At 35.8% G+C, this 26,432-nt stretch carries 17 protein-coding genes, 4 tRNA genes and 2 pseudogenes; 15 read left to right on the top strand and 8 right to left on the bottom strand.

Annotated elements, in window-relative coordinates; translation table 11 throughout:
* Window positions 1-31: 31 nt before the first annotated feature.
* On the bottom strand, window positions 32-706 hold the full coding sequence (locus ACPUVN_RS11720) for a hypothetical protein (protein WP_426369140.1): 675 nt from the start codon (window positions 704-706) through the stop codon (window positions 32-34).
* Between the two features lie 215 nt (window positions 707-921).
* Between ACPUVN_RS11720 and ACPUVN_RS11715 the strand changes: the two genes are divergently transcribed.
* Complete coding sequence (locus ACPUVN_RS11715; protein ID WP_426360151.1) at window positions 922-2,325, top strand: 3-isopropylmalate dehydratase large subunit; 1,404 nt, start codon at window positions 922-924, stop codon at window positions 2,323-2,325.
* Window positions 2,325-2,939, top strand: coding sequence for a 3-isopropylmalate dehydratase small subunit (gene leuD / locus ACPUVN_RS11710; protein ID WP_426360152.1), 615 nt, complete (start codon window positions 2,325-2,327; stop codon window positions 2,937-2,939). The genes ACPUVN_RS11715 and leuD overlap by 1 nt, the downstream gene beginning before the upstream one ends.
* A 173-nt stretch (window positions 2,940-3,112) precedes the next feature.
* On the opposite strand, the gene ACPUVN_RS11705 is transcribed toward leuD, so the two are convergent.
* The gene (locus ACPUVN_RS11705; protein ID WP_426360153.1) at window positions 3,113-3,976 is read right to left on the bottom strand and encodes an NmrA family NAD(P)-binding protein; all 864 of its coding nucleotides are present in this window, start codon (window positions 3,974-3,976) and stop codon (window positions 3,113-3,115) included.
* 388 nt (window positions 3,977-4,364) lie between these two features.
* Here ACPUVN_RS11705 and ACPUVN_RS11700 point away from each other — a divergent pair, with 388 nt between their 5' ends.
* Window positions 4,365-5,258 carry a DUF4437 domain-containing protein gene (locus ACPUVN_RS11700; protein ID WP_426360154.1) on the top strand — a complete coding sequence of 298 codons (894 nt, stop codon included), beginning with the start codon at window positions 4,365-4,367 and terminating at the stop codon, window positions 5,256-5,258.
* Between the two features lie 247 nt (window positions 5,259-5,505).
* On the opposite strand, the gene ACPUVN_RS11695 is transcribed toward ACPUVN_RS11700, so the two are convergent.
* Window positions 5,506-6,957 carry a catalase gene (locus ACPUVN_RS11695; protein WP_426360155.1) on the bottom strand — a complete coding sequence of 484 codons (1,452 nt, stop codon included), beginning with the start codon at window positions 6,955-6,957 and terminating at the stop codon, window positions 5,506-5,508.
* 1,187 nt (window positions 6,958-8,144) lie between these two features.
* On the opposite strand from ACPUVN_RS11695, the gene ACPUVN_RS11690 reads away from it, so the two are divergent.
* From ACPUVN_RS11690 to miaE, 3 genes are all read left to right on the top strand, one after another.
* Window positions 8,145-8,819 (top strand): response regulator transcription factor, encoded by a 675-nt coding sequence (locus ACPUVN_RS11690; protein ID WP_426360156.1) that lies wholly within the window; start codon window positions 8,145-8,147, stop codon window positions 8,817-8,819.
* Entirely contained in the window at window positions 8,820-10,112 is a 1,293-nt protein-coding gene (locus ACPUVN_RS11685) for a sensor histidine kinase (RefSeq protein WP_426360157.1), read from the top strand.
* Window positions 10,113-10,203: 91 nt separating this feature from the next.
* Window positions 10,204-10,962: a tRNA isopentenyl-2-thiomethyl-A-37 hydroxylase MiaE gene (gene miaE / locus ACPUVN_RS11680; protein ID WP_426369139.1), complete on the top strand. Its 759-nt coding sequence runs from the start codon at window positions 10,204-10,206 to the stop codon at window positions 10,960-10,962.
* Between the two features lie 708 nt (window positions 10,963-11,670).
* Here the strand turns inward: miaE and ACPUVN_RS11675 are convergent.
* The 3 genes and pseudogenes from ACPUVN_RS11675 to ACPUVN_RS11665 all read right to left on the bottom strand — a co-directional run bounded on the left by ACPUVN_RS11675 (window position 11,671) and on the right by ACPUVN_RS11665 (window position 14,483).
* Complete coding sequence (locus ACPUVN_RS11675; protein ID WP_426369138.1) at window positions 11,671-12,669, bottom strand: GGDEF domain-containing protein; 999 nt, start codon at window positions 12,667-12,669, stop codon at window positions 11,671-11,673.
* A gap of 531 nt (window positions 12,670-13,200) precedes the next feature.
* A pseudogene (locus tag ACPUVN_RS11670) lies at window positions 13,201-13,945 on the bottom strand (UDP-2,3-diacylglucosamine diphosphatase).
* Between the two features lie 43 nt (window positions 13,946-13,988).
* Window positions 13,989-14,483, bottom strand: a complete 495-nt coding sequence (locus ACPUVN_RS11665; protein ID WP_426360161.1) for a peptidylprolyl isomerase — start codon at window positions 14,481-14,483, stop codon at window positions 13,989-13,991.
* 210 nt (window positions 14,484-14,693) lie between these two features.
* Here ACPUVN_RS11665 and cysS point away from each other — a divergent pair.
* A pseudogene (cysS, locus tag ACPUVN_RS11660) lies at window positions 14,694-16,077 on the top strand (cysteine--tRNA ligase).
* Window positions 16,078-16,169: 92 nt separating this feature from the next.
* Here the strand turns inward: cysS and folD are convergent.
* Window positions 16,170-17,021: a bifunctional methylenetetrahydrofolate dehydrogenase/methenyltetrahydrofolate cyclohydrolase FolD gene (gene folD, locus ACPUVN_RS11655; RefSeq protein ID WP_426360163.1), complete on the bottom strand. Its 852-nt coding sequence runs from the start codon at window positions 17,019-17,021 to the stop codon at window positions 16,170-16,172.
* A 270-nt stretch (window positions 17,022-17,291) separates the two neighbouring features.
* Between folD and ACPUVN_RS11650 the strand changes: the two genes are divergently transcribed.
* Together ACPUVN_RS11650 and ACPUVN_RS11645 are read left to right on the top strand one after the other, a co-directional pair.
* A tRNA-Pro gene (locus tag ACPUVN_RS11650) sits at window positions 17,292-17,368 on the top strand.
* Between the two features lie 118 nt (window positions 17,369-17,486).
* A tRNA-Arg gene (locus ACPUVN_RS11645) sits at window positions 17,487-17,563 on the top strand.
* Window positions 17,564-17,826: 263 nt separating this feature from the next.
* Here the strand turns inward: ACPUVN_RS11645 and ACPUVN_RS11640 are convergent.
* Window positions 17,827-19,371: a DUF3612 domain-containing protein gene (locus ACPUVN_RS11640; protein ID WP_426369137.1), complete on the bottom strand. Its 1,545-nt coding sequence runs from the start codon at window positions 19,369-19,371 to the stop codon at window positions 17,827-17,829.
* A 140-nt stretch (window positions 19,372-19,511) separates the two neighbouring features.
* Here ACPUVN_RS11640 and ACPUVN_RS11635 point away from each other — a divergent pair, with 140 nt between their 5' ends.
* The 6 genes from ACPUVN_RS11635 to clpP all read left to right on the top strand — a co-directional run bounded on the left by ACPUVN_RS11635 (window position 19,512) and on the right by clpP (window position 26,398).
* Entirely contained in the window at window positions 19,512-21,701 is a 2,190-nt protein-coding gene (locus ACPUVN_RS11635; RefSeq protein ID WP_426369136.1) for a malate synthase G, read from the top strand.
* 56 nt (window positions 21,702-21,757) lie between these two features.
* Complete coding sequence (locus ACPUVN_RS11630; protein WP_426360166.1) at window positions 21,758-23,356, top strand: isocitrate lyase; 1,599 nt, start codon at window positions 21,758-21,760, stop codon at window positions 23,354-23,356.
* Window positions 23,357-23,893: 537 nt separating this feature from the next.
* Window positions 23,894-23,969: transfer RNA gene (locus ACPUVN_RS11625), tRNA-His, on the top strand.
* Window positions 23,970-24,002: 33 nt separating this feature from the next.
* A tRNA-Pro gene (locus tag ACPUVN_RS11620) sits at window positions 24,003-24,079 on the top strand.
* A 287-nt stretch (window positions 24,080-24,366) separates the two neighbouring features.
* Window positions 24,367-25,674 (top strand): trigger factor, encoded by a 1,308-nt coding sequence (tig, locus tag ACPUVN_RS11615; RefSeq protein ID WP_426360167.1) that lies wholly within the window; start codon window positions 24,367-24,369, stop codon window positions 25,672-25,674.
* A gap of 88 nt (window positions 25,675-25,762) precedes the next feature.
* Window positions 25,763-26,398 carry an ATP-dependent Clp endopeptidase proteolytic subunit ClpP gene (clpP, locus tag ACPUVN_RS11610; RefSeq protein ID WP_426369135.1) on the top strand — a complete coding sequence of 212 codons (636 nt, stop codon included), beginning with the start codon at window positions 25,763-25,765 and terminating at the stop codon, window positions 26,396-26,398.
* The last annotated feature ends 34 nt before the right edge of the window (window positions 26,399-26,432 follow it).

The following is a 26,432-nucleotide window of genomic DNA, read 5'->3' as shown; positions in this document are numbered from 1 at the left end:
AAGGCTTTTTTAATACGTTACATCTTATAAATTAGAAAGGTTTAGTTGCGCCTAAGAAAGCAACTGAAAGTATACCAACCCAATATAAGTAAGCTATATATCTTGATGTACGAATAGACTTCTCTAATTTCGCTTCCAATGCATCATCATGTTTAATGGCTAACTCTCTAAATACAGTTGTCCACTCACGCATAATAAATCTAAGGTATAAACCTATCATTAATAACCCAGAGAAAATTAATATTTTAACTGAAAACCAACGCATACCTTCAAACGCTACGAACGGTCCATGACCTAGTAAAGAAGATATTGAGCATATTATGAGAGCAGGAATTAATATGAACCTAAGACGTTCGTTTATTTTGGTTAACATAATACCTCGGTCGGTTTCGCGGAAATAAAACGCAGACCAACATAATAGAACCCAAGCAGAGAAAATACTCCAACTTGCTACAAGCGCCCAACCACCATGCGGCTGTACACCCCAATATGTTCCCATATGAAAGCCTAGAGGGAATAATAATAAAATTCCTGTTCTAGCTAAAACATCTATGCGGTAAGCGGTTTCGAGGTGACGTCTTCTTTCTTCCATCGACAATTTTCTGTTAACAATATTATAAGATGTTTGAAAGACCCCCCATTCACCACCAAGCCAATACACCATGCAAACTATATGTAACCAACGTAATACAGTTAATTCAACCATTGATCTCTCACAAAATTATAAGAATAAGATAGTGTCAAATTATCTGAAGCAGCAATAGGGCGCTTTAACAAATGTCAATTGCCTTCAAAATAGTTAAACTTTTCAGGTATCACTTACGTATTAACATGAGTTCTTAGTAACAAAATTGAAATAAAGGATATAAACGTATATAGTTATAACAATTGTTGTTTTGTTTTTATGATGAGTTAGTGAATATGGCAAAAACATTATTTGATAAATTGTGGGCAGATCATGAAGTGGCGGTATTGGAAGACAATGTTTCGTTACTTTATATTGATAGAATTTTTCTTCATGAACGAACAGGTTCTATCGCGTTAGAAAGTTTAGCTAGTGACGGAAGAGTCGTTAGAAACCCTGAAAAAGTCTTTTGTACTATGGATCATATTGTTGATACTCATACGGGTAGAACAGATGAAACGTTAGTACCAGGCGGAAAACAATTTATTCAATCTACGCGTGCCGCAAGTAAAGCCGCAGGAATAAAGTTATTTGATATAACGGATCCTTGGCAAGGTATTGCTCATGTTATTTCACCTGAATTAGGCATAGTTCAACCTGGTTGTACGTTAATTTGTCCTGATAGTCATACTTGTTCACAAGGTGCCTTAGGTGCTTTAGCTTGGGGTGTAGGTTCGAGTGAAGCTGAACATGCTATGGCGACTAATACGCTTGTTGTAAAACGACCGAATACTATGCGTGTTAATTTTGTAGGTAAATTACCTTTAGGATTAACGGCAAAAGATTTGATTTTACACCTCATTTCTAAATATGGCGCAGCGGGTGGTTCTGGTTGTGCGATTGAGTTTGCTGGTGAAGTTGTTGAAAGCTTAAGTATCGAATCACGTTTAACCTTATGTAATATGGCTGTTGAGTTTTCTGCTTTTACGGGCTTAATAGCGCCTGATCAAAAAACCATAGATTACCTTCGGGGTAAACAATACGCTCCAAAAGGTGAGAAATGGCTTGAAGCTAATAAATACTGGGCAACTCTATCTACAGACAGTGATGCTGTTTTTGATAAAGAAATTACGATTGTTTGTGATGAGTTGGCGCCTGTTGTTACTTGGGGAACTAGCCCTCAACATGCCTGTGGTGTATCAGATAATGTACCAAGCATCCCTTTTACCCTTGATGCAAATGATAAAGCGAGCTACACACGAGCCTATCAATACATGGATCTTCATGCGGATCAATTAATGGAAAGTCTTTCAATTGACGCTGCTTTTATCGGTTCTTGTACTAACAGCCGAATTACTGACTTACGTGAAGCTGCAGGTATATTAAAAGGGCGTAAAGTCGCCGAAGGTGTTAATGCTATTTGTGTACCTGGCTCTAAAGAAGTTAAGCGTATGGCAGAAAAAGAGGGCTTAGATAAGATATTTATCGATGCAGGCTTTGAATGGCGTGAACCCGGTTGCTCGATGTGCTTTTTTGCTGGAGGAGAAAACTTTGGTTTTCGTAAACGCGTGATCAGCAGCACTAATCGTAATTTCGAAGGAAGACAAGGGCCTGAAACTCGCTCGCATTTAGCTAGTCCTATTACGGTGGCCGCTTCAGCCATTACAGGTAAAATTACAGATCCTAGGAAGTTTTTATAATGAAAAAACTGGTCACACATCAAGGTGTAACAGCACCATTATTAAGAACAAATATTGATACCGATGCCATTATTCCATCTAGAGAAATGAAGTTAGTCTCTAAAAAAGGTTTGGGTGAAGGTTTATTTGCTGGTTGGCGATATACTGAAGCGGGTGGAAGAACACTTGATCCCGATTTTATTTTAAATAAAGATGCTTACAAAAATACAAGTATCATTTTATCGAGTAAAAACTTTGGTTGTGGCTCTTCAAGAGAACATGCGGTTTGGGCTTTAGCTGAATATGGAATACGGGTAATAATCGCGTCGAGCTTTGGTGCTATCTTTTATGGTAACTGTACTCGTAATGGTATTTTACCTGTTGTTCTACCTGACGATGTGATTGTGGAGCTTGCGGCACAAATTGAAGACCCTCAAACTGATAAAATTACGGTAGACCTCAAAGAAAAAGTTGTTATCTCAGTTAAAGGTGAAAAGCATTCTTTTATCATTTCTAATGGTTGTAGAGAGATGCTGCTAGAAGGTTTAGATCAAATAGGTATTACCATGAAGCAAGGCGCTGAAATTGTTAACTTTGAGAATACGTATACTAAAAGAAGATCTTGGCTTTATTGATATTAAAATATTATAAATATTGATGTACTAGGTATTTTACTTCAGATAATACCTATAAAAATGAATTCTATTTCAACAAATTCTTTAATTAAATGCCTTTGGTTATAACCCCAGCTTCCCCAGCTTCCCCGGCTTAGGTAGCTTAAATAACCGGAGGCATTTACTCCTCTATTCTACTCTTTTATAAAAGCAACTTTGTTATCTTCTACAAATTGCTGAACCGTTCTAGCAGGGCGTCCTAAAATTCTCTTTATATTTCCGGCTGCAATATAGTGTAAAGAGGAGGTTGATAAGCTATGCAACTCTTCGCAAACTGCATTAATTCGCCATTCATCATTGAGCCGTGTTTCTAACATTTTTCGATATTCAATAAGCGGTTGGCTCACATAATTAATTTCTCTATTAAGTACCTTAGAAAAAATTGCCGCTATGGTGTTAAAAGACAAAAACTCTGCGCCTGAAATGTCGTAACTTTTATTAATATGCCTAGGCTCTGTAAGTACTGTAGCCGCTATTTCCGCAACATCTCTAACATCTGTTGCTGCTACACAACCATCTGCCATTGGAAATATTAATGTGTTGTTAGCTTGAATTGTGTGAGCACACATTAATAACATTTGATTGAAGAAGGTAGGGCGTATTATCACCCAATCAAGACCTGAGTTTTTTATGTATTGTTCTGATTCAAGGTGAGCTTTAGGGATTGGATTGTTTGGATAAATTCTTGTTTCTAAAGAAGACTGCTTAACCAGTAATTTCACACCCGATTTTTTTGCACAATCGGTGATTAATTTTTCTTGTGTAAGCTGCTCTTCACTATTAGCTAATACGAGATAAACTTTCTCAATACCTTTAAGTGCTTGAGTTACAGCTTCTGGATCGCTCGCATCACCTATAACAACATCTATACCTTTTTCTATAAAGTATGTAGCTTTGTTAGAGTCACGTATTAATACTCTTATTGGTACATTACGGACTAATAGCTGTTTAATAATTTCACTACCGGTTTTACCTGTAGCACCAAAAATCAAGATCATTACCAACTCCAATATTGTATTAATGAGATATCATTATACTTAGTTTTTTTTAGATGTCTTTATGAATATAAAATATACGAAATGTATCTTTGTTTTTTTTAGTATGTAAAACAATCAATCATTAGTGTTTGTTTTATATTGTCTGTAGAGGTTTATATCTGATCTGATGTAAGTTGTTTTTACAGGAAAATGATTTTTTTCAATAATATAAACGTTGTCTTTTTGATGTGTAGCTCTGTTTGATTGAGTTAAGTACGAGAAGGTTTTTATGGTGTTTAATGGACGTGATTAAAAATACTTTAGAAACATGACATAAGTCATTGTTGAGTTATCGAGTATCAGTCAAAGTTTGTGCATACTTTACCAAATAATAATTATAGGAAAATATATGCGTCCTCATGTAGAACAAATTGATGAAAAAGATCTGATTTGGCATCCATCTGAATTAGTAGGTGCTACAGCAGGTAGTGCTAAACAACGTAACCTATCTTATGATGAAGAAAATGGTGCGGTTTCAGCTAAAATACAATTTGAATCATTTTGGTCTCGTCCTGAAGGCGTTCACAAAGCGCAAACTGAATGGTTTGTACTAAGTGGCGAAGTTAAAATTGGGGATGAAGTACTTATTGAAGGCGGTTATTGGTGTACACCTCCTGGCGTTGTATGTCCTGCGTTAGAAGTACAAGAAGGTACTGAAATTCTTTATTTCCGTGAGTTTGCTGGGTGGGAATTTGAAGCGGGTGCAAAGCAAAAAGATTTTGTACGTGAAGACCAAGCATTAGTCATTAAACACAGTAACTTGATGGAGTGGGTACCTGTTGAAATAGGTAGTCCAATGGATTTTTCTGCTGGTGGTTCGCCAGTACCAGGCTTATTTATAAAGCTATTGTGGAGAGATGTGAAAACTGATTTCTATACGCGTTTAATAAAAGCTAAAGCTGATTGGGTAGAGCATCCTTTAGCTCATCACCCTTGTTCTGAAGAAGCTTATACGTTGCAAGGAAGTTTTGATTTTAACTTTGGTCCACAATGGCCTGGTATATACTTCTATCGTCCACCTTTAATTCGCCATGGTGATTTTAAAGCAGGACCTGAAGGTGCTACATGGTTACTTCGTTGTGATGGTCGTTTAGTTGATTGGTATACTGATAATGCCAGAATGGAAATGCATGGTGACCCTGTAAACTGGGGATCTGACTATCCAGGTACGCAAGATCCTGCGCCATTACAACCAGTACGATCTAAATCTGCTGGTCCTATGAAAGACCCTTATTACACATAATATCTACATATAGGCTCTTTTAAAGAGTAGATATAGTGAATGTGAAAACCTCTATGCAAATAGAGGTTTTTTTGTTTCAGGCGTAAATATTTAGTCGGAAAGTTTTTGGATAGCTAAGTTCTAAGTCTTCCCCCGTTTTTGATGAAAAAAAAGCAGATAAAATATAATTTTATCTGCTTTTGTCGTTCTGATATTAATTAACGTTATCTATTAACCCATCAGATCACGAGATAGTTAATTTAAGTGCTTACGAACTAAATTCACTTGAATCAATACCAAGTAATTTACCAATTCCTTCGCCGTAAGCTGGGTCTGCTTTGTAACAGTGCTTAAGGTGACGTAATTGAATTTCTTTTGGTACATCGCCGATATTACGAGCTGTATTATCAAATAATATAGCTTGTTTTTCAGGTGTCATTAATCTGAATAAATCACCAGGTTGTGAGAAGTAATCTTCATCTTCTCTGTGATCCCAATGTGCTGCAGCACCATCTAAACTTAATGGTGGCTCAGAGAAATCTGGTTGTTCAGCCCATTCACCTTGATCATTTGGTTCATAACCTACTGTGCCGCCATGATTACCGTCAACACGCATTGCGCCATCACGATGGTAACTATGTACAGGACAACGAGGTGCGTTTACTGGAATACTATGGTGGTTAACACCTAAGCGGTAACGCTGTGCATCGCCATATGAAAATAAACGACCTTGTAACATTTTATCAGGAGAAAAACTGATACCTGGAACAACAGCTGCAGGGTTGAAAGCTGATTGCTCTACTTCTGCAAAGAAGTTTTCAGGGTTACGATTTAGCTCCATTTCGCCTACCTCAATTAGAGGGTAATCTTTATGAGGCCAAATTTTGGTAAGATCGAAAGGGTTATAAGGTACTTTAGATGCATCATCTTCCGGCATAATTTGAACTTCCATCGTCCATTTCGGGAAGTCTTTATTATCAATGCTTTCAAGCAAGTCGCGGTGATGACTTTCTCTGTCCTTACCTACAAGTGTTTCAGCTTCAGCATCAGACAAGTTTTTAATACCTTGCTGAGATTTAAAGTGAAATTTAACCCAATAACGTTCGTTATCGCTGTTAATAAAACTAAAGGTATGACTACCAAAACCATGCATGTGGCGATAAGTTTCAGGAATACCACGATCACTCATTACAATCGTTATTTGATGTAAAGCTTCAGGTAGTGAAGTCCAAAAATCCCAATTGTTTTTAGCACTACGCAAGTTAGTTCTTGGGTCACGCTTAACAGCATGGTTTAAATCTGGAAATTTCAGTGGGTCTCTTAAAAAGAAAACCGGTGTGTTGTTACCAACAAGATCCCAGTTACCTTCTTCAGTATAAAATTTCATAGCAAAACCACGAATATCTCGTTCTGCATCTGCAGCACCACGTTCACCAGCAACTGTAGTGAAGCGCGTAAATAATTCTGTTTTTTTACCAATTTCAGAAAATATTTTTGCTTTTGTATATTTTGTAATGTCATGAGTTACTGTAAATGTACCGTAGGCGCCAGATCCTTTAGCATGCATACGACGTTCAGGTATCACCTCACGATCAAAATGCGCAAGCTTTTCAAGAAACCAAACATCTTGTAATAGTTGTGGTCCTCTTTTTCCTGCAGTTTGAACATTTTGATTATGTGCGACAGGACAACCTGCTGCGGTAGTTAACTTTTTACTCATTTTAAATCCTCTGTTGATTTTTCTAATCGTTCCCAAATCATTACTTAATTATTTCAGGTCTAAGTTATGTGCCAGGTAGCAACAACTTATTCCCCCTAATGATATAACTAAGTAATAAATGTGAATTTGCCTGTGTCGTTATAACGACTTGTTTATAAATAACTTTTAAATATTATTTACGGCAAGTTATAAGGTTTTATTAGATTTACCTTTCGATAATCATATTATCACTGTGACAGACCATTGCTAGAGCTCATTGTTGAAAGTCGATTTAATAATAGTCAATTTTGGAAAAAACAGGTAAAAACATTCACGGTTGGATGTTTTTTAGCTAGTTACTTACTTAACCTAAGGGTATTAATTTGCGATGTTTTGATGTTTTTAGCAGAACATAAGAGAGAAAATGTTAAAAGTGCTACCGAGTTATATGATGTTTTATTAAGATTTATGGAAGGATGTTCAGTTTTTTAGAATTATATTATTGATTATCCAGTTTTTACTGAATCTGATTGTTCGGGCACAATAGCTTCATCTTAACTAAGCAAGGTGATTAAAATGAAATCATTATTCAATAATATAAAATCATTATTTAATTCAAGAAAGAAAACAGCACAATTGGTCAATTGTAATTACACGAATAATTATTATGGTGACCAACACTGTCAATCTAAACATTAGCATTCAGTCATTATAACTCTACTTAAAAGCAGAAAAAGTAACGTAGATTTATAATGACATATTTTTTATTTTATCATTTATTAACCCAACTAAGTGTTTCAATGAAAATACTTATCTTAAAATATCCTCTATCTTAACCGTCACTTAACCTACATTTCATTAGACTAAACCTAAACTCGGAATTATAAAGTTTTTCTAGCTGTTACTTCTCGACTCAAGTATAAAATTTACCAAGTTAAATCAGTAGTTAAAAATATGACTTTAGATTTCAATAGATTGAATTTATCTTAAATCGGATTTAGTTTATTTAATTTCCAGAGTGGTCAATATAGCAATCGTTATGATTTATATAAGTATGGCTTCGTTTCTCAGGAGAGGATGGCTTTAGATATGCTATCTTGTTTGATAGATTCATGTGTTATTAGTTGGGCCTTTCTCATCACATAAGAAAGGATAGTGAATGTGATTAATTCAATAATATTTCTAAGAATAGCGAAAGGGGTTAATGCATGAGCATTAATGTATTACTGGTTGAAGACGATATTGATTTAGCATCTACCGTTGTGGATTATTTAGAAATTGAAGGTATTTCCTGTGACCATGCCTCTAATGGGTTACAAGGGCTCGCGCTTTTTGAAGCGAATACTTATCAAGTGGTTTTATTAGATCTTAATTTACCTCGCTTAGATGGCTTATCTATTTGCCAAAAAGTTCGCAGTGATGGTAATGAAACGCCTATTTTAATGTTAACTGCGCGAGATTCATTAGGTGATAAAGCTGCGGGCTTTAGTGCAGGAACAGACGATTACCTTGTTAAACCTTTTGAAATTGAAGAGTTACTTATGCGTGTAATAGCACTATCAACACGTAAGAGCGGGCAAGTCAGCAAATTAACTTTAAATAATTTAGAACTAAATACACATAGTAGAAGCGCAACCTATGCAGGTGAAGCGTTAAAGCTTACACCAATCACATTTAAAATATTACAAAAGCTAATGCGTGAAACTTCAAGCCCAGTATCTCGTGAGGTTTTAATGCAAGCTATTTGGGGTGATGAACAGCCTGATAGTAATAGTCTTAAAGTACATATTCACCATTTGCGTAAACAACTAACTTTGGCTAATGCTAAGCTATCTATTGAAAATGAAGCTGGTTTTGGCTTTGTCTTACGAGCAACACAATAAATGATTAAAAAAAGCTATCAAATGAGTATCCGCACTTACACTTTTGTTCTTTTAACGAGTTTAGTCTTGTTGATAGCCGCCGTTTTTTCCTATCAAAGCGCAAGTATTTTTCTTGGCTCTTTCGATAAAATGACTGAAAGGTTAATGATTGATATTGCAAAGAAATATCCTGAAGAAGGGAAGGTTGAACAAACAGTGTTGAAATATCATGTGACCACCGATTGGCAACGAGTCCCTGAACCTGTTCGTAGACAGTTTAAAGATATATCCACAGAAAATAATACATTTCACTCAAAATTTATTGATTGGGTTTTTATTGTACCGCCAAAAGAAGTTTACGCTCTTATGATTTTTGAACACAATGGGCAGCAAGTTTTTGTTTCTCAATATAATGAAAACTTTCAAGAATACATTATTAAAAAACACAGTGAATATGGTTTTTTTATTGATCCTGTCATGACTATTATCTTGTTTGGTTTATCTGGTCTTATTATTTTTGTGTTGGTTTTACTCTTAATTTTTAAAAGAATTACCGTGCCGGTCGAATCATTACAACAATGGTCTAAAACCTTATCGATTCATGATCTCAAACATACTCATCCAGACTTTAAATTTAAAGAACTCAACTCATTAGCAAAGCTTATTCTCGAAAACTTAGAGTCAGTAGCTGATTCGGTTGAGCGAGAAAAAACCTTTTTAAGTTATGCTAGTCATGAATTACGCACTCCCATTGCTGTATTAAGAAGTAATAGCGCATTGCTTGAAAAAGTTAATCCTAACCCTTCAGAAAAAGAAAGAAAGATACGCGATCGTATTCAACGCGCAAGTTTAACCATGAAATCAATGACGGAAACCTTGCTTTGGTTAAGCAGGGAAGGTCATGCAGATATGCCGATTGAAGTAACAAACTTAGGTGATTTACTAAAAAACACTCAAGCAGAGCTAACTTATTTACTTAATGGAAAATCAGTAGAGGTAAGTATTGAAGTTGATGATAGTGAAGTTGCTATAGCCGTAATGCCAAGTTTAATTGTACTTAATAACCTGATAAGAAACGCATTTCAACACACGCAGCAAGGTATCGTAAATATTGTTCAAAAAGGTAATGAAGTAATAATTACTAATATTGAAAGCGACTCAGAACTAATAACTATTAACGACACATCTGCGGATAAAGAATTAGGTTTTGGTTTAGGCACTAAATTGGTTGAGAAGTTAACGAAGCAATTTGGCTGGAAATACACAACAACAAAGTTAAATAATGGTTACATGGTATCGGTATTTTTTAATTAACCACAATTTCTTATAAATAATCAGCTAGCTCTTAGAATGAATATGATAAAATTAAGCATTATTTCATGTAAATTTTAAAGAGTTTGGTTGAATGTCGACTGCAGAATTATTAACGCCCATCATGTCATTTCTAAAATGTGAAACACCTCAAGAGTGGATTGATGAAGCGATCAAACCTGAAAATTTAGATATTCTCTTAATTGATCATTTGATTTGTGAATTAAAAGCCGCGCAATCTGCTATGTTTTTGATCCGTAAATATGCAGTAGATAAAACCAGTGGAAGTGCATTATTAGATTGGTTACAGCCTTTTGAAAAACTTATTTATAAAAGAGAAGGCGATTGGCGTGAGTTGGCTGCTAAAAATAAGCTGACTAAATCTGTTATTCCAAAATCTGATTCACCTTACGGGCAAGATCTTATCGATAAAATGGTGATGTTGATTAAAGAAGAGCTTCATCACTTTTATCAAGTATTAGAAATGATGGATCATTACGGTGTTGAATATAAAAGCATCACGCCATGTCGTTACGCTAAAGGTATGCTTACACATGTTAAAACCCATGAACCAGATACCTTAATTGATAAGCTGATCTGTGGTGCTTATATTGAAGCTCGTTCGTGTGAGCGTTTTGCTAAAGTTGCTCCTCATGTAGATAAGCGCTTAGGCGATTTTTATATTTCATTACTACGTTCTGAAGCTCGTCATTATCAAGATTATCTAGCCTTAGCACAGTCTATATCACCTAAAGATATTACGGATAAGGTTGAATACTTTGGGCGAGTTGAAGCTGATCTTATTTCATCTGATGATACAGACTTTAAGTTTCATAGTGGCAAACCTGTTTAAGCTTATACCAAATGGATTAATTTATTGAGCAACTTAGAACTACATTAGCAAGCTTAGAACAAGCAAAATTGATTAAACATAGTTATTCTATATTTCTTCAATTTTGTGATGTTATCAGTTTGCTAATGAGCTCCCGAAGGGCAAGAATTTAAAGGCTCATATGCCGCATTATTGATTTTGACAAGGTTCCTACATGGATGTAGGACATTAGGGTAACGCAGGAGCAGTTACCGAGAATAACCATTCTCTTCAATCAATGCCTCGCCTACATGGATGTAGGTGCTTAGGTTCAGTCTGGAACTATGAACCTGTGCCTCTAAGCCTTTAAATTCTCGCTAAGTGAGCAATAAATTAATCCGTTTGGTATTTATATTAATGCAGTGCTCTTGGCTTAAGGCCATTGGTATTAGGCTAAAGGTACGAATTTATAGATTAAGAGGTTAATTGGAATGAACAGATTAGTTTAAATGTTTAACTGTGAGTTCTTAGTGCTAGGGGGCAGTTTTAGATATTAAGCGTTATATATTAAGTGTTCGGCATTAGTTGTTAAAGGTTAGCTGTAGCTAGTAACACCTAATAAGTTCAATTTACGCTTCCAAGATAACCTTATATAAGTGCTATCTTGAAAACGTAACGTATTGTCTAAATAAAATTAAGTCGAGTTAAGTTAAACTCAATAAAGCTAATTTTAGCTTTATTGAACTCTTACTAAGCGGCTATTTTTATACAGTTTCTGCCTGAGTTTTTGGCCTCATATAAGGCTTTATCTGCACGTTCAATAATGTCTTGCCAGTGTTTTTCATTTTTATTTTCGGCAATACCGATTGAGACAGATATTTTAGGTAAGAATTTGTCAGAATTTCTTTGCTTAAGCTTTAATTGGCTGATGGCTAATCTTATCTTTTCAGCAATATCTTGAGCTTCATATAGGGCTTTATGTACAGCCACCACCACAAACTCTTCACCACCATAACGAACAGCAATGTCTTCATCAGATAGTTGATCTCTGATCAAGCTAGTAACTTTTTGAATAACTTTATCGCCAATAGGATGGCCAAAGTTATCATTAATTAATTTGAAATGATCAATATCGATAATGAGGGTTGTATGGGTGTCTTCAATATTAATTTCAGCAAGCCTTTCATCTCCACCTCTTCGGTTTAAGAAACCTGTTAGGGGATCTGAAACAGCTTGTAGCTTAGCTTCAGTTAATTTAGATTTTAATTCGTTTATTTCATCATTGGTTTTGGTTAAGTCTTCCGACAAGCTTTTATGTTGGGTAACCGAGCCATTAACCGTATTTTGAACATAGCTAACAATTTGTTGGAGTGAGCTGTTTTGTTTTGATTTAGCGAGTACTTTATCTATTTTTTCTAAGTTAGTTACTGCTTGTTCTTCTGAAGTTACCTGTTGCTCTAATTTACTCAGCACTAAGTTAATAGATTCACTCAAAGGAGATAAAATTTCTTTATCTATTTGTGCTACTTGAGAAATATGTAATTCGTATAATTCATTGATAGAAGTATCATCAACTTGGTGGGATTGTACTAGTGATTCTAACTGTTGGGTTAGGACTGGAATACTACCTTTAATGTAAATAAAAAATACTGAATAATTAACGGGAGTTGGTGCTAACTTATGTGTACTTAGTAATTCATTAGTCAGTTGTGCATGTTTTCTAGCTATTTGATAAGTTTGGTTTACCACTTGTTTTTCCTCAAATATGAGTAATAACAAAATCCAATTTTATAATTAGTTTAAAAAATTAATTTTAACTAAATTGATTTATCTTCCTTGAAGCCAAAGAGTTTATCAATGTTATCGCATACTTATCAAACTAAATGTATTTAAATGATATATAAAATCAGTGTAATACCAAACGGATTAATTTATTGAGCAACTTAGAGCTACATTAGCAAGCTTAGAATAAGCAAAATTGATTAAACATAGTTATTCTATATTTTTTTAATTTTGTGATGTTATTAGTTTGCTAATGAGCTCCCGAAGGGCGAGAATTTAAAGGCTAATATGCCGCGTTATTGATTTTGACAAGGTTCCTACATGGATGTAGGACATTAGGGTAACGCAGGAGCAGTTACCGAGAATAACCATTCTCTTCAATCAATGCCTCGCCTACATGGATGTAGGTGCTTAGGTTCAGTCTGGAACTATGAACCTGTGCCTCTAAGCCTTTAAATTCTCGCTAAGTGAGCAATAAATTAATCTGTTTGGTATAACTTAGCTGAAATGCGTGTTGAGCAGTGTTTTTTCTGTAGGAGTAACTTTCAGCCAAGCACCTTGTTCGTACCAATCACCAAGAACAATACGTTGAGCATCGTTATTATTGGCTGTTAGGTTATGAACATTAGGGCGGTGGGTATGGCCGTGGATCATCAGTTGGCAATTGTATTCTTCTAAATCTTTAATCACTTCAGACTCTGTAACGTCCATAATATCATGCGATTTATTTTGTTGAGCCTGTTTGCTTTTTTCTCGATAGTTATCAGCAATGCGTTTTCTTAACCATAATGGCAGGTTGGTCATAAAGCCTTGCCACCACCAGCTTCGAGATTTTTTTTCTAAACTTTTGATAATCAACATCACGAGTACACAGTGTATCACCATGCATGAGTAATACTTTTTCATCGTAAAGTTCGATCAATTGTTTTTCAGGTAATAAAATCATATCAGCTTGTTTGGCGTAATGATCGCCGAGCAAGAAATCTCTATTACCGTGAATAAAATAAACCTTTGTGCCTGAGCTATTTAATGTTTTTACCGCATTAATAACAGCTTCAGTAAGTTCAGTTTTGTAATCATCACCAAACCACACTTCAAATAAGTCACCTAAAATGTAAAGCTTTTCAGCTTTTATTGCGTCATTTTTCATGAAAGCTAAAAAACAGGCCGTTATATCAGGTCTGTTTTCTGCTAAATGTAAGTCGGCAATAAAGTAGGTGACTTGTTCTTTATTATTTTTCACTAAAGGTGATAATCCAATTGATCAATTAATGCTTAGCTTTCGCTTATGCTTCAATAATTGTTTCAGTGATAATGATTTCTTCTTTTGGAACATCATCATGATGACCTAAACGACCTGTATCAACTAAAGTCATTTTGTCTACAATGTCCATGCCTTCAACTACTTCAGCAAAAACACAGTAACCCCAGCCTTGAGTTGTTTCACTTGAAAAGTTTAAAAAGGTGTTATCAACTAGGTTAATAAAAAACTGAGCAGAAGCTGAATGTGGGTCTTGTGTACGAGCCATAGCTAAAGTACCACGTGTGTTACTTACGCCATTATTTGCTTCATTTTTAATATTTTCGCTTGTGTTTTTTTCTTCTAAGCCTGAAGAAAAACCACCGCCTTGCGCCATAAAGCCTTTAATTACACGGTGAAAAATAGTGCCGTTGTAAAAGCCATCTTCAGCATATTGTTGGAAGTTTTTTGCTGTAATAGGTGCTTTATCAAAGTCTAATGCGATTTTGATGTCGCCTAATGTTGTTTTAAAAGTAATCACTATATGTTCTCTCTATTTATACGATATTTACAATGTGGAGATTGTACCTCAAGATTTCAATTATTTCTCTGCTAAAATCTATCCATCTGATGATTCAAAAGAAATGTTGATGTACAATTACGCTTCAATTTTTTGTTTAAATACAAGAAAGCATCTTTAATAAGTGCCATACAGATTTTATAAGCACAATAATAGGAATACGAAATAGTTATGCTGCAAATTTTTAATACGCTTAGCCGAAAAAAAAGAAATCTTTAAACCTATCACTGAAGGGAAGGTTGGCTTGTATGTTTGTGGTATTACCATTTATGACCGTTGCCACATAGGTCATGCAAGAACTTACGTCGCTTTTGATATTATTGCTCGCTACTTAAAGTATTCAGGTTATGAGCTTACACATGTACGTAACATTACCGATGTAGACGATAAAATAATTAAACGTGCGCTTGAGAATAACGAAAGCTGTGAATCGTTAACCACACGTATGACTGCTCAAATGTATCAAGACTTTGATGATTTAAACATCATGCGACCTGATATAGCGCCAACAGTTACAGGGCACATGCCTGAAATTATCAACCTTGTTGCTACATTATTAGAAAAAGAACACGCTTATGTTGCTTCAAATGGCGACGTGATGTTTGAAGTCAGTTCGTATGACAAATACGGGCAGTTGAGTATGCAAAACCTTGATATGTTGCAAGCTGGTTCGCGTGTTGATATTGATGAAGCTAAAAGAAGCCCGTTAGATTTTGTTTTATGGAAAATGGCTAAACCTGATGAACCTAATTGGGATTCTCCTTGGGGTAAAGGTCGCCCAGGATGGCACATTGAATGTTCTGCTATGAATCAAAAGCATTTAGGCGATCATTTTGATATTCATGGCGGTGGTTCAGATCTACAATTTCCACATCACGAAAATGAAATAGCGCAATCATGTTGTGCAACTAATACGCCTTATGTTAATTACTGGATGCATGGCGGTATGGTGCAAATTAACAAAGAGAAAATGTCGAAATCGTTAAACAACTTTTTCACCTTACGCAGTGTGTTAGATGAATACGATGCTGAAACGGTTAGATTCTTCTTAACGTCAAGCCATTACCGTAGCCAGTTAAATTACTCACAAGACAACTTAACGCAAGCTCGCGCGAGTTTAGAGCGTTTATACACAGCGTTACGTGATGTAACTCCTGTAAAAGTAGAGTTAGTAGGCAATGAGTATGTTAATCGTTTTGAAAAAGCGATGAACGATGATTTCAACTGTCCTGAAGCTATGCCTGTTATCTTTGAATTATCAAAAGAAATTAACCGCATTAAAGATCAAGATGCTAACAAAGCAGGGGAGTTAGCTTATATTCTTATAGAATTAGGCAAAGTGCTAGGTATTGCACAAAGCTCTCCTGAAGAATTCTTTAAAGGTAATGTTGAAGACGATTCTGAAGCTGAAGAAATTGAAGCGTTAATTAAACAACGTAATGATGCTCGTGCTAACAAAGACTGGGCATTAGCTGATGAAGCAAGAGATAAGCTTAAAGCGATGAAGGTGATACTTGAAGATTCAGCAGGTAAAACTACATGGCGTAAAGGTTAGTTTAAATTAATTAGCCTAAGCAGTTAAAAGTAAGTAATAAAAAGTCAGCTAATTAGCTGACTTTTTTGTTTTAAATGCTTTATAACGAGAAATTAATCTCTCGCTTCACATGCTAATAAAGTGTTTTCTATTAAGCTTGCTACTGTCATTGGACCAACGCCACCAGGTACAGGTGTAATAAATGAAGCTTTAGTTTTAGCAACAGCAAAACCTACATCACCTACTAATGAACCACTTTCTAAACGGTTAATACCAACATCGATCACTATAGCGCCTTCTTTAATCCAATCGCCTGGAATAAATTCAGGTTTACCAACGGCAACAACTAACAAGTCAGCAGCTCTTACTTTTGACTCTAAATCTTTAGTAAAGCGGTGAGTTGTTGTTACTGTGCAACCGGCTAGTAGAAGTTCTAAACTCATTGGTCTACCAACAATATTAGATGCGCCTACAACCACAGCGTCTAAGCCATGAGTTTTAACGTTTGTTGCTTTAATAAGCTCCATAATACCTTTAGGCGTACATGGACGAAGACCTGGTTGTCTAAGCACTAACTTACCTACATTCGATGGATGGAAACCATCAACATCTTTATTAGGATTGATATGTTCAATCACTAAGTTTGAATCTAAATGCTTAGGTAAAGGTAACTGAACTAAAATGCCATCAATTGAATCATCAGAGTTTAACTCATCTATTAAAGCGAGTAGTTCACTTTCAGAAGTTGTAATGGCTAAGTCAAAAGACTTTGAAATAAAACCGACTTCTTCACATGCTCTGCGTTTACTACCTACATAAACTTCAGAAGCAGGATCAGAACCAACTAATATAACGGCAAGGCCTGGAGCTCTTAATCCTTTCTGTAAACGAATTGTTACTTTGTCTTTTACAGAAGTTCTAACTTGTTGGGCAATTTCTTTGCCATTAATCAATGATGCTGTCATTTTACTTCTATTATTATATGGATGAAAAACACAGTTATTTTCTCATAATTTTAAGTGTAATTGTATAAGGAATTTCGTTTATTGTTATTAAATTAGATTTTAATGAAATAATTGCCCTTAGCTGTTATTTCGACATAAACGAGTTGATAATTAGTCAAGGTGGTGCAAAAGTAAGCTAACGCGTTTTTTTTTATAAAAAGTGTTTGACGCGACTCAGTCAACTAGGTAATATCCGCTCCCGTTGAAAGCGAGTATTGTTTTTAACATTGTCGGTGATTAGCGCAGCTTGGTAGCGCACTTGGTTTGGGTCCAAGGGGTCGCAAGTTCGAATCTTGCATCACCGACCACTTTTTAAATTTTAGTAAAAATTTATGCTTAAGAGGAATACGTCACTAGCTCAGCTAAACAGAGCGGGTACAAGACTCTAAGTAGTTACCACCTAAGGTAACAATGTGTTCTAAATGAGGCCCGTTAGCTCAGCTGGATAGAGCACTCCCCTTCTAAGGGAGTGGTCGCAGGTTCGACTCCTGCACGGGCTACCACCTTTTTTGTGCCGCCTTCAATCAGGCAAAACTCAACTCTTCTTATTTCATCTTTCAGGTTAAAACTTCAAAACATTCTATTCGATAATCTATTTCAATTTAATAACTTCAAACTTTCTAAATAAACACTTTTGTTTAATTTATTAAAAATTTCTTTCTATTAAAATATTTAGCGATAATTTAAATAATTTAGTGTGTTTAATTAATATTTACCCACGTTAATAACTCATACTATCGCTAATGTATTGCTTGATAATTAATTATTAGTCTGCAGATAAACATTCACCTGACGAATAACAACTTGGCTTTCTTGGGCATGATATTCCTCTTGAGCAAATCATTCTGGCGTCTTTTTCAATACCACGTTCAACCCAATTGATATTGAGGATCTTTGCAACACTACTAAGATCTGACTTTATACCTTTCGGAATAGCCACAGAACCACCATTATCTACACAAGCATCTTTTAAGTTTTCAGCTAAAGCAAAGGCATCTTTGCCTTGTGCTTCAATCGCAGGGTTGAGATCGATTCCCGCACATAACACATGATTATTGCCAGCAATATCTTTTACATTTATTGATTCACAGCAATATATTTTGGGTGTGCCAGCCACGTCCATTACTGATATTTGCGATGATGTGCCTGTTTCAGAAGTATTCATCATACGAAAGATAGCCCAATGATGGCACGGGTCTTCAACTGTACTCATATTTCCCCAAGGTAGCGGTATACCATTACCACGATAAACCGCTTTTAATTTACCTGGTGAATAAGCATCAAAATAATGCCAATGAGAATAAGGTGATACAGCCGTCATTCTGCGCATAGCAACAGATACCGATACATCAATTTTTTCACCAATATTTACTTCATAACCATGGCTATCTAATAGCTGGCGAAATGGTACTTTAGGACAGAGTAGAGCTCCTGCAAAAAAGCTACACTCGAAGTCTCTCCACGCATTAAGAATGTCTTGTGTATCAATAATCGAGGTTTGATATGCGTCACTTCTTTCTCGCCAACTATCTGAAGGCGCTTGTCCTGCAAACAATACGTTTCTCGTGCCATTTTTATCATGTAAAACGCAATGACCGATATGGACAGCAAGATCGTACTTCAATCTCAGCTGACGTTTTTTCATGACCTTATTTACAAAAATCTTATTCGGTGGCTCAAAGAATGAAGTCACTACATTTTTTGCTTGTTCGCTATAACTATCAGGGCTTGCCAAAATACCTTCAGGCGTTTTATCAAACCACTTAATAACCAGCCCAAGGTTTTTAGTAATAGCAATAATGTCGTCCAAACTTAAAGGCAATCTTTTAAGACCGACTTGCTCTGCAGCTCTTTCTAAGTCAGGGAAATGATTTTGATGGTGCTCTTGATGGGCTCTAATTAAAAGATGGGCAAATTGACGACCTGTTGTACCTGTTTGCGCAAGCATTTCAGGAATTGCTATTTGTAAAATTTCATTAGTAAATAAGAAATTTGGCTCTAAAGCCATACCACTTATCCCGCCAATGCTTTTCTTTATGGGGGTTACAGCTTCCTCTTCCTTTTCATCGTCAAGAAACCAAGCAGGCTTTTTCTGAAATATTGTCGCAATAATTTCAAGCACTTCTTCACTAGGAACACGCTTACCTCGTTCAATCATCGAGAGGTATGACACCGAAGGTGCGTACTCCGCATTTAGCTTGATACAGCGCGCCGATAGATCTTCCATTGTGAGCTTATTACGTTTGCGAAGATTACGAATTTTTGTTCCCAAGAAATGGGCTTTTCTCATTAGGCTTTTATTATTTTTCATTTTTGTAAAATTTACACTGTGTAATTTCTATTGTGAAATTATAGTAAAAACTCTTGTAGACTACAAATCAATCAGTAAGTGATTGCAAATTGTTTACTTGAAGACGAATAAAACAACAAATTAATTTCACGGGGCGAAATATGGGTACCAACTTAAAAATGAATAGTTTAATCAACACAAACTTTTATCATTTTGTTAATGAAGAAGTGCTACCTCATTTAAGTTTACAGCAAGGTAAGTTTTGGGATGATTTTCATACATTGATTAATGATTTTTCACCGTTAAACAGAGAATTATTAGAAACTCGCCAACTAATGCAAAACCAAATTAATGAATGGCATATGAGCCATGATGGAGAAATGGATAAGGCAGCATACCGCAGCTTTTTAACCGAGATTGGTTATATCGTTCCTGAAGGCGATGACTTCAAAATTTCAACCGATAATGTTGATGAAGAAATTGCAACCATGGCTGGACCACAACTCGTTGTTCCTTCAAGTAATGCGCGTTTCGCTTTAAATGCAGCTAACGCTCGTTGGGGAAGTTTATATGACGTACTTTACGGAACAAATGTTATTTCACAAGAAGGTGAGTTAGCACTAACTAAAGGTCATAACCTTGCACGAGGCGAGCAAGTTGTTATTTCAGCAAAGAACTTTCTTGATGAACATTTTTCATTAGTAGGAAAGTCTCATCAAGCGGTAACAAACTATTGTGTTGAAGATAACAAGCTTATAGCTACTTTCGCTGATGCTAGCCAAGCAGAGTTAAGCACACCAAGCCAATTTGTTGCTTTTGCTGGTGATAAACAAGCTCCTGAATCACTTGTTTTAAAGAATAACGGCTTACACATTGAAATAGTTATTAATAGTAAAGGTTTTAATGGTGCTAAAGATTTAGCAAACGTTGATGACATTATTATTGAATCAGCTTTAACCACCATTGTTGATTGTGAAGATTCGGTTGCCACTATTGATGCGGATGAAAAGCTAGAAGTTTATCAAAACTGGTTAGGCTTAATGCTCGGTAACTTAGAAACTGAAATAGAAAAAAATGGTGAAACATTTACCCGTAAATTAAACCAAGACAAAACATTCAGAGGTGTTGACGGCAAAAATTATCACTTACATGGCCGTTCACTTATGTTGATCCGTAATGTAGGACACTTGATGGACAGTGACCTGATGAAAGACAACGCGGGCAACTTTGTACCAGAAGGCATTATCGATACCGTAGTAACTACAGCTATTGGGCTTATTGACCTTAAAGATAATAAGAAAGGTCGCCTAAGAAATAGCAGAACTAACAGCATTTATATTGTTAAACCAAAAATGCATGGTCCAGACGAAGTCACGTTCACTTGTGATTTATTTGCTCGTGTTGAAGACATGTTAGAGCTGCCACGTAACACCATTAAGCTTGGCATTATGGATGAAGAGCGCAGAACTACGGTAAATCTAAAAGAGTGTATCCGTAGAGCGAAAGAACGAGTTGCCTTTATTAATACTGGCTTTCTTGACCGTACAGGTGATGAGATTCATACAAGTATGCGAGCAGGTGCTTTTTTACCTAAAGATGAAATTAAAACGCAGCCATGGATACAAGCTTATGAAAATAGAAGTGTAGATATTGGGCTTGAATGCGGCTTATCAGGTAAAGCACAAATAGGTAAGGGAATGTGGGCAATGCCAAACGAAATGGCAAAAATGATGAAGGATAAAATTACGCATCCAAGGTCGGGCGCTAACACTGCCTGGGTACCTTCGCCTACTGCCGCTGTTTTACATGCATTGCATTACCATGAAGTTGATGTGTTTGCGGTTCAAACTAAATTATTGGAAAGACAAAAGTCGAGCTTAGCTGATGTATTAACCATTCCATTAATGTCGTCAGTATCAGGTGAAAAAGCTAAGCAGCTTTCAACGAACGATATTGAAAAAGAGTTAGAAAATAATATTCAGGGAATTCTTGGTTATGTTGTTCGCTGGATTGAAATGGGTATCGGCTGCTCAACTGTGCCAGATATCAATAATATCGGCCTTATGGAGGATAGAGCAACATTAAGAATTTCTAGCCAACATATTGCTAACTGGTTATTTCATAACATATGTACGGATCAACAAGTTTTGGAAATCATGGAACGTATGGCCAAGGTTGTTGATGAACAAAATCAAAACAATAGAGGGTATAAGCCTATGACAGAAAATATGCAAAAAAGTATGGCTTTTCAAGCCGCAAAAGAGCTTATTTTTAACGGGGGAGAACAGCCTAATGGCTACACAGAACCTGTCTTGCATAAGTATCGGTTATTAGCCAAAGGCAACCATTAAATACCCCATTAACTTTTTAACAAATTAAACCTACTACTATGAAAAAGGGAAAGATTATGAACAACTACAGAAACGAAATTACTCAAGCTATCAATACTATTGCTCAACAAGGCGAAACTTGGAATAACATTGATCCAGAAAACATCGCTCGTATGCGTATTCAAAATCAATTCAAAACAGGTTTAGATATTGCAAAATATACAGCAAAAATTATGCGAGCAGATATGGGTGAATACGACCAAGACACGTCTAAATACACACAATCTTTGGGATGCTGGCATGGATTTATTGGCCAACAAAAAATGATTTCAATTAAAAAGCATTTTGAAACAACAAAAGGGCGCTACTTATACCTTTCCGGTTGGATGATTGCAGCTATGCGCTCTGAGTTTGGTCCGCTACCTGATCAATCTATGCATGAGAAGACTTCAGTTCCTGCATTAATTGAAGAGTTATACACCTTTTTGAAACAAGCTGATGCACGTGAACTACAAGATTTGTTCCAAGAATTAGATGCTGCTAGAGCAGAAGAAGATCAAATTAAAGAACAAGCGGTTCAAAACAAAATCAATAACTTTGAAACTCATGTTGTTCCAATTATTGCAGATATTGACGCAGGTTTTGGTAATGAAGAAGCGACTTACTTACTTGCTAAGAAAATGATTGAAGCTGGTGCTTGTGCAATTCAAATTGAAAACCAAGTATCTGATGTAAAACAGTGTGGTCATCAAGACGGCAAAGTAACAGTTCCACATGAAGACTTTTTAGCGAAAATTAATGCAGTACGATATGCATTTATGGAAATGGGCGTTGATGATGGCGTTATTGTTGCTCGCACCGACTCATTAGGTGCTGGCTTAACACAAAAAACACCTGTTTCACTTAGACCTGGAGATTTAGCTGAGCAATATAATTCATTCATTGATGGTGAAGAAGTAACTTCTTTAGATGCATTAGGTTCAGGCGATATGCTTATCAAGCAAGGTGACAAGTTAATTAAACCTGCTCGTTTACCAAATGGCCTTATTCGCTTCAAGCCAAATACAGGTGAAGACCGTGTAGTACTTGATTGTATTACCTCATTACAAAACGGTGCTGACTTATTGTGGATAGAAACTGAAAAACCTAACGTAGAGCAAATCGCTGGTATGGTGAATAGGATCCGTGAAGTATGTCCTAAAGCTAAGTTAGTATATAACAATAGTCCGTCATTTAACTGGACCTTAAGCTTCAGACAACAAGTATTTGATACATGGTCAGAAGCTGGTAAAGACCTAACTCCATATACACGTGAGCTATTAATGTCTAAAGAATACGATACGTCTGAATTAGCACTAGAAGCTGATGAGAAAATTCGTTTATTCCAAAAAGACGCGGCGGAAAAAGCAGGTATTTTCCATCACTTAATTACTTTACCTACTTATCATACAGCAGCTTTATCAACAGACAACTTAGCTAAAGGCTACTTTGGTGAACAAGGCATGTTAGCGTATGTTTTAAATGTTCAACGTCAAGAAATACATCAACAACTAGCCTGTGTAAAACATCAACACATGTCAGGGTCGAATATTGGTGATGAACATAAAGAATACTTTTCTGGCGCTCAAGCATTAAAAGCATCAGGTAAAGATAATACGATGAACCAGTTCTCTTAATATGGTGAGATAAATTTCACTAGGATTTAACACTAGTACAGAAATTTAGCCTAAGGCTCTTATATTGAATGTTCAATTCATAGTAAGAGCCTTTTTTATTTTCACAAAAATTCGATTAAGTACTCATTTCAGATCAAAGTAAGGTGATTACAAGCAGCATGAATTGATGACTTAGTCTAAAGCGCGAGTTCTTTATTCAATAAATAAAAGTGTTTCCATTTATCAAGCCCAAGACACATTTGTTATTTTTAACACTGTTTCTGTATGCTTATTAATCACCAAGTGGAACCAACATCTAATAAGCCTTTCAACCGAGAGAAAATTTATAAATATTGTGTATTTATGACATAAAAGTTGTTGACTTAATTATTAAGGATGATTAAGATACGCCCCGTTCTGAAGCAGTAGTGATTTTTAAAGGTAGCCCTTTATTTATAAGCCTCTTTAGAATGTGGTTTTTAGGATTGTTAACAATAAGTATAATATTTTAAGATGTTATTTTTCCTGTTTACTATCTTATTAACTCACTATACAGTGGTGGCTGTAGCTCAGTTGGTAGAGCCCCGGATTGTGATTCCGGTTGTCGAGGGTTCAAGTCCCTTCAGCCACCCCATTTAACACTGTATATATAGTAAATAAAGTTCATCGGTGATTAGCGCAGCTTGGTAGCGCACTTGGTTTGGGTCCAAGGGGTCGCAAGTTCGAATCTTGCATCACCGACCACTTTACTCCTCATATTAAATTCAAACACTTTCTTACTGATTTTTAATCATTTTTCATCAAAAAAGCATAAATATACGATTAAATGTAAATTTATTTGCCGATCCGCTCGACTATTGCTATGAGCACCGCTATAATTTCGCGTCATAATTTTTAATCTGAACGTCTTTTATTTGTAATTTTGAGTTCCGCTTTTAATCAAGTGGGGTAAGAGCAAACTTTATTGTTTGTTTACTGTATATAGATGAGTTATTGATAGCGTACTAAACGCTAAGTTTTGAGGTAATTAAATGCAAGTTTCAGTTGAGACTACACAGGGTTTGGAACGTCGTTTAACGATTTCTGTTCCTGCAGAATCAGTAGATGTTGAAGTTAAAAATCGTCTTCGTCATATCGCTAGAACACAAAAGATTAACGGATTCCGTCCGGGTAAAGTTCCACCATCAGTCATTCAAAAACGTTACGGTCAATCTGTACGTCAAGAAGTAGCTGGCGAACTTATGCAACGTAATTTTGTTGATGCGATTGTAGCAGAGAAAATTAACCCTGCTGGAAGACCAAACTTTGTTGCTAAAAGCAATGAAGAAGGTAAAGCATTAGAATTTGAAGCAACTTTCGAAATTTATCCTGAAGTTGAATTAAAAGATTTAAATTCAATTAATGTTGAAAAGCCTAAAGTTGAAGTAACAGACAGCGATTTAGATGAAATGTTTGTTACATTACAAAACCAGCATAAAACGTGGAAAGAAAACAAGCGTAAAACTAAGAAAGGCGACAAGCTAACTTTAGATTTCACTGGTCGTATTGACGGTGAAGACTTTGAAGGTGGTAAAGCTGAAAGTTTTGAACTTGAATTAGGCGCAAGCCGTATGATCCCAGGTTTTGAAACTGATATTATCGGTATGAAAGCTGGCGAAGAAAAAACAATCAAAGTAACTTTCCCAGATGATTACCACGCTGAAAACCTTAAAGGTAAAGAAGCTGAGTTTGATATCGTTCTTCATAAAACTGAAGGACCAGTTCTTCCAGAAATTGATGAAGAATTTGCGAAGTTATTCGGTGTTGAAGCTGGTGGCGTAGAAGCATTACGTGCAGAAGTAAGCAAAAACATGTCACGCGAATTAACTCAAGCTGTTAAAGCTAAAGTTAAAGAGCAAGTGATTAATGGCTTATTAGAAGCACATGAAGTAGATATTCCTGCAGCGTTAATCGCTCAAGAAGTTGATGTTTTACGTCAACAAGCTATGCAACGTTTTGCTGGTCAAATGGATCCTAACAACTTACCTGAACTTCCTGCAGAAATGTTTGAAGAGCAAGCTAAGAAACGTGTGAAAACAGGTTTATTATTAGGCGAAGTGATCAAAGTAAACGAATTGAAAGTTGATGAAAATAAAGTAAATGAACTTATTGCATCAGCGGCTTCTGCTTACGAAGATCCGAAAGAAGTGATTGAATATTACACAACTAACAAAGAGCTTAATCAACAAATGCAAAATGTTGCATTAGAAGAGCAAGCTGTTGAAGTTGTACTTGCAAGCGCAAAAGTTAAAGAAAAAGCGGCAAGTTTTAAAGATATTATGAATCCTGAAGGAAAATAACCCTTTTAGATTGACATTTTATCTAGCAATCGCTTAAATGGCTTGTATGGAAACATACAAGCCATTTTTTTAATCTAAGGACTATCTGTTGTTTACTTCTCATACTTCTCAAAATTTAACAAGTGTTACTGAAAGCGCTTTGGTACCTATGGTCATCGAGCAAACTCCTAAAGGCGAGCGCTCATTTGATATTTATTCACGCCTTCTTAAAGAAAGAGTAATTTTTCTATGTGGTCAAGTTGAAGATCATATGGCTAATCTTATCGTTGCTCAGCTTTTATTCTTAGAATCTGAAAGTCCTGATAAAGATATTTTTCTTTACATCAATTCACCTGGTGGATCTGTTACTGCAGGTATGGCTATTTACGATACGATGAAATTTATCAAGCCTAATGTAAGTACAGTTTGTATTGGTCAAGCTGCAAGCATGGGTGCATTTCTTTTATCAGGCGGCGCTAAAGGCAAACGTTACTGTTTACCAAACGCACGTGTAATGATTCATCAACCTTTAGGTGGTTTCCAAGGTCAGGCTTCTGATTTTGAAATACATGCTAAAGAAATTTTATATATTAAAGATAAAATGAATCGTTTAATGGCAGACCATACAGGGCAGCCAATTGAAAAAGTTTCAGTAGATACAGATCGTGATAATTTCTTAAGTGCAGAAAGTGCGGTTGAATATGGATTAGTTGACGCTATATTAGAAGAAAGACTAGATAAATAACCTTTATCAACTTTCGCAATATTATTTGCAAACA

The sequence above is a fragment of the Pseudocolwellia antarctica genome (genome assembly GCF_049933045.1).
In the GTDB taxonomy this organism is placed as follows: domain Bacteria; phylum Pseudomonadota; class Gammaproteobacteria; order Enterobacterales; family Alteromonadaceae; genus Pseudocolwellia.
This window is presented reverse-complemented; position numbering and strand designations above follow the sequence as displayed.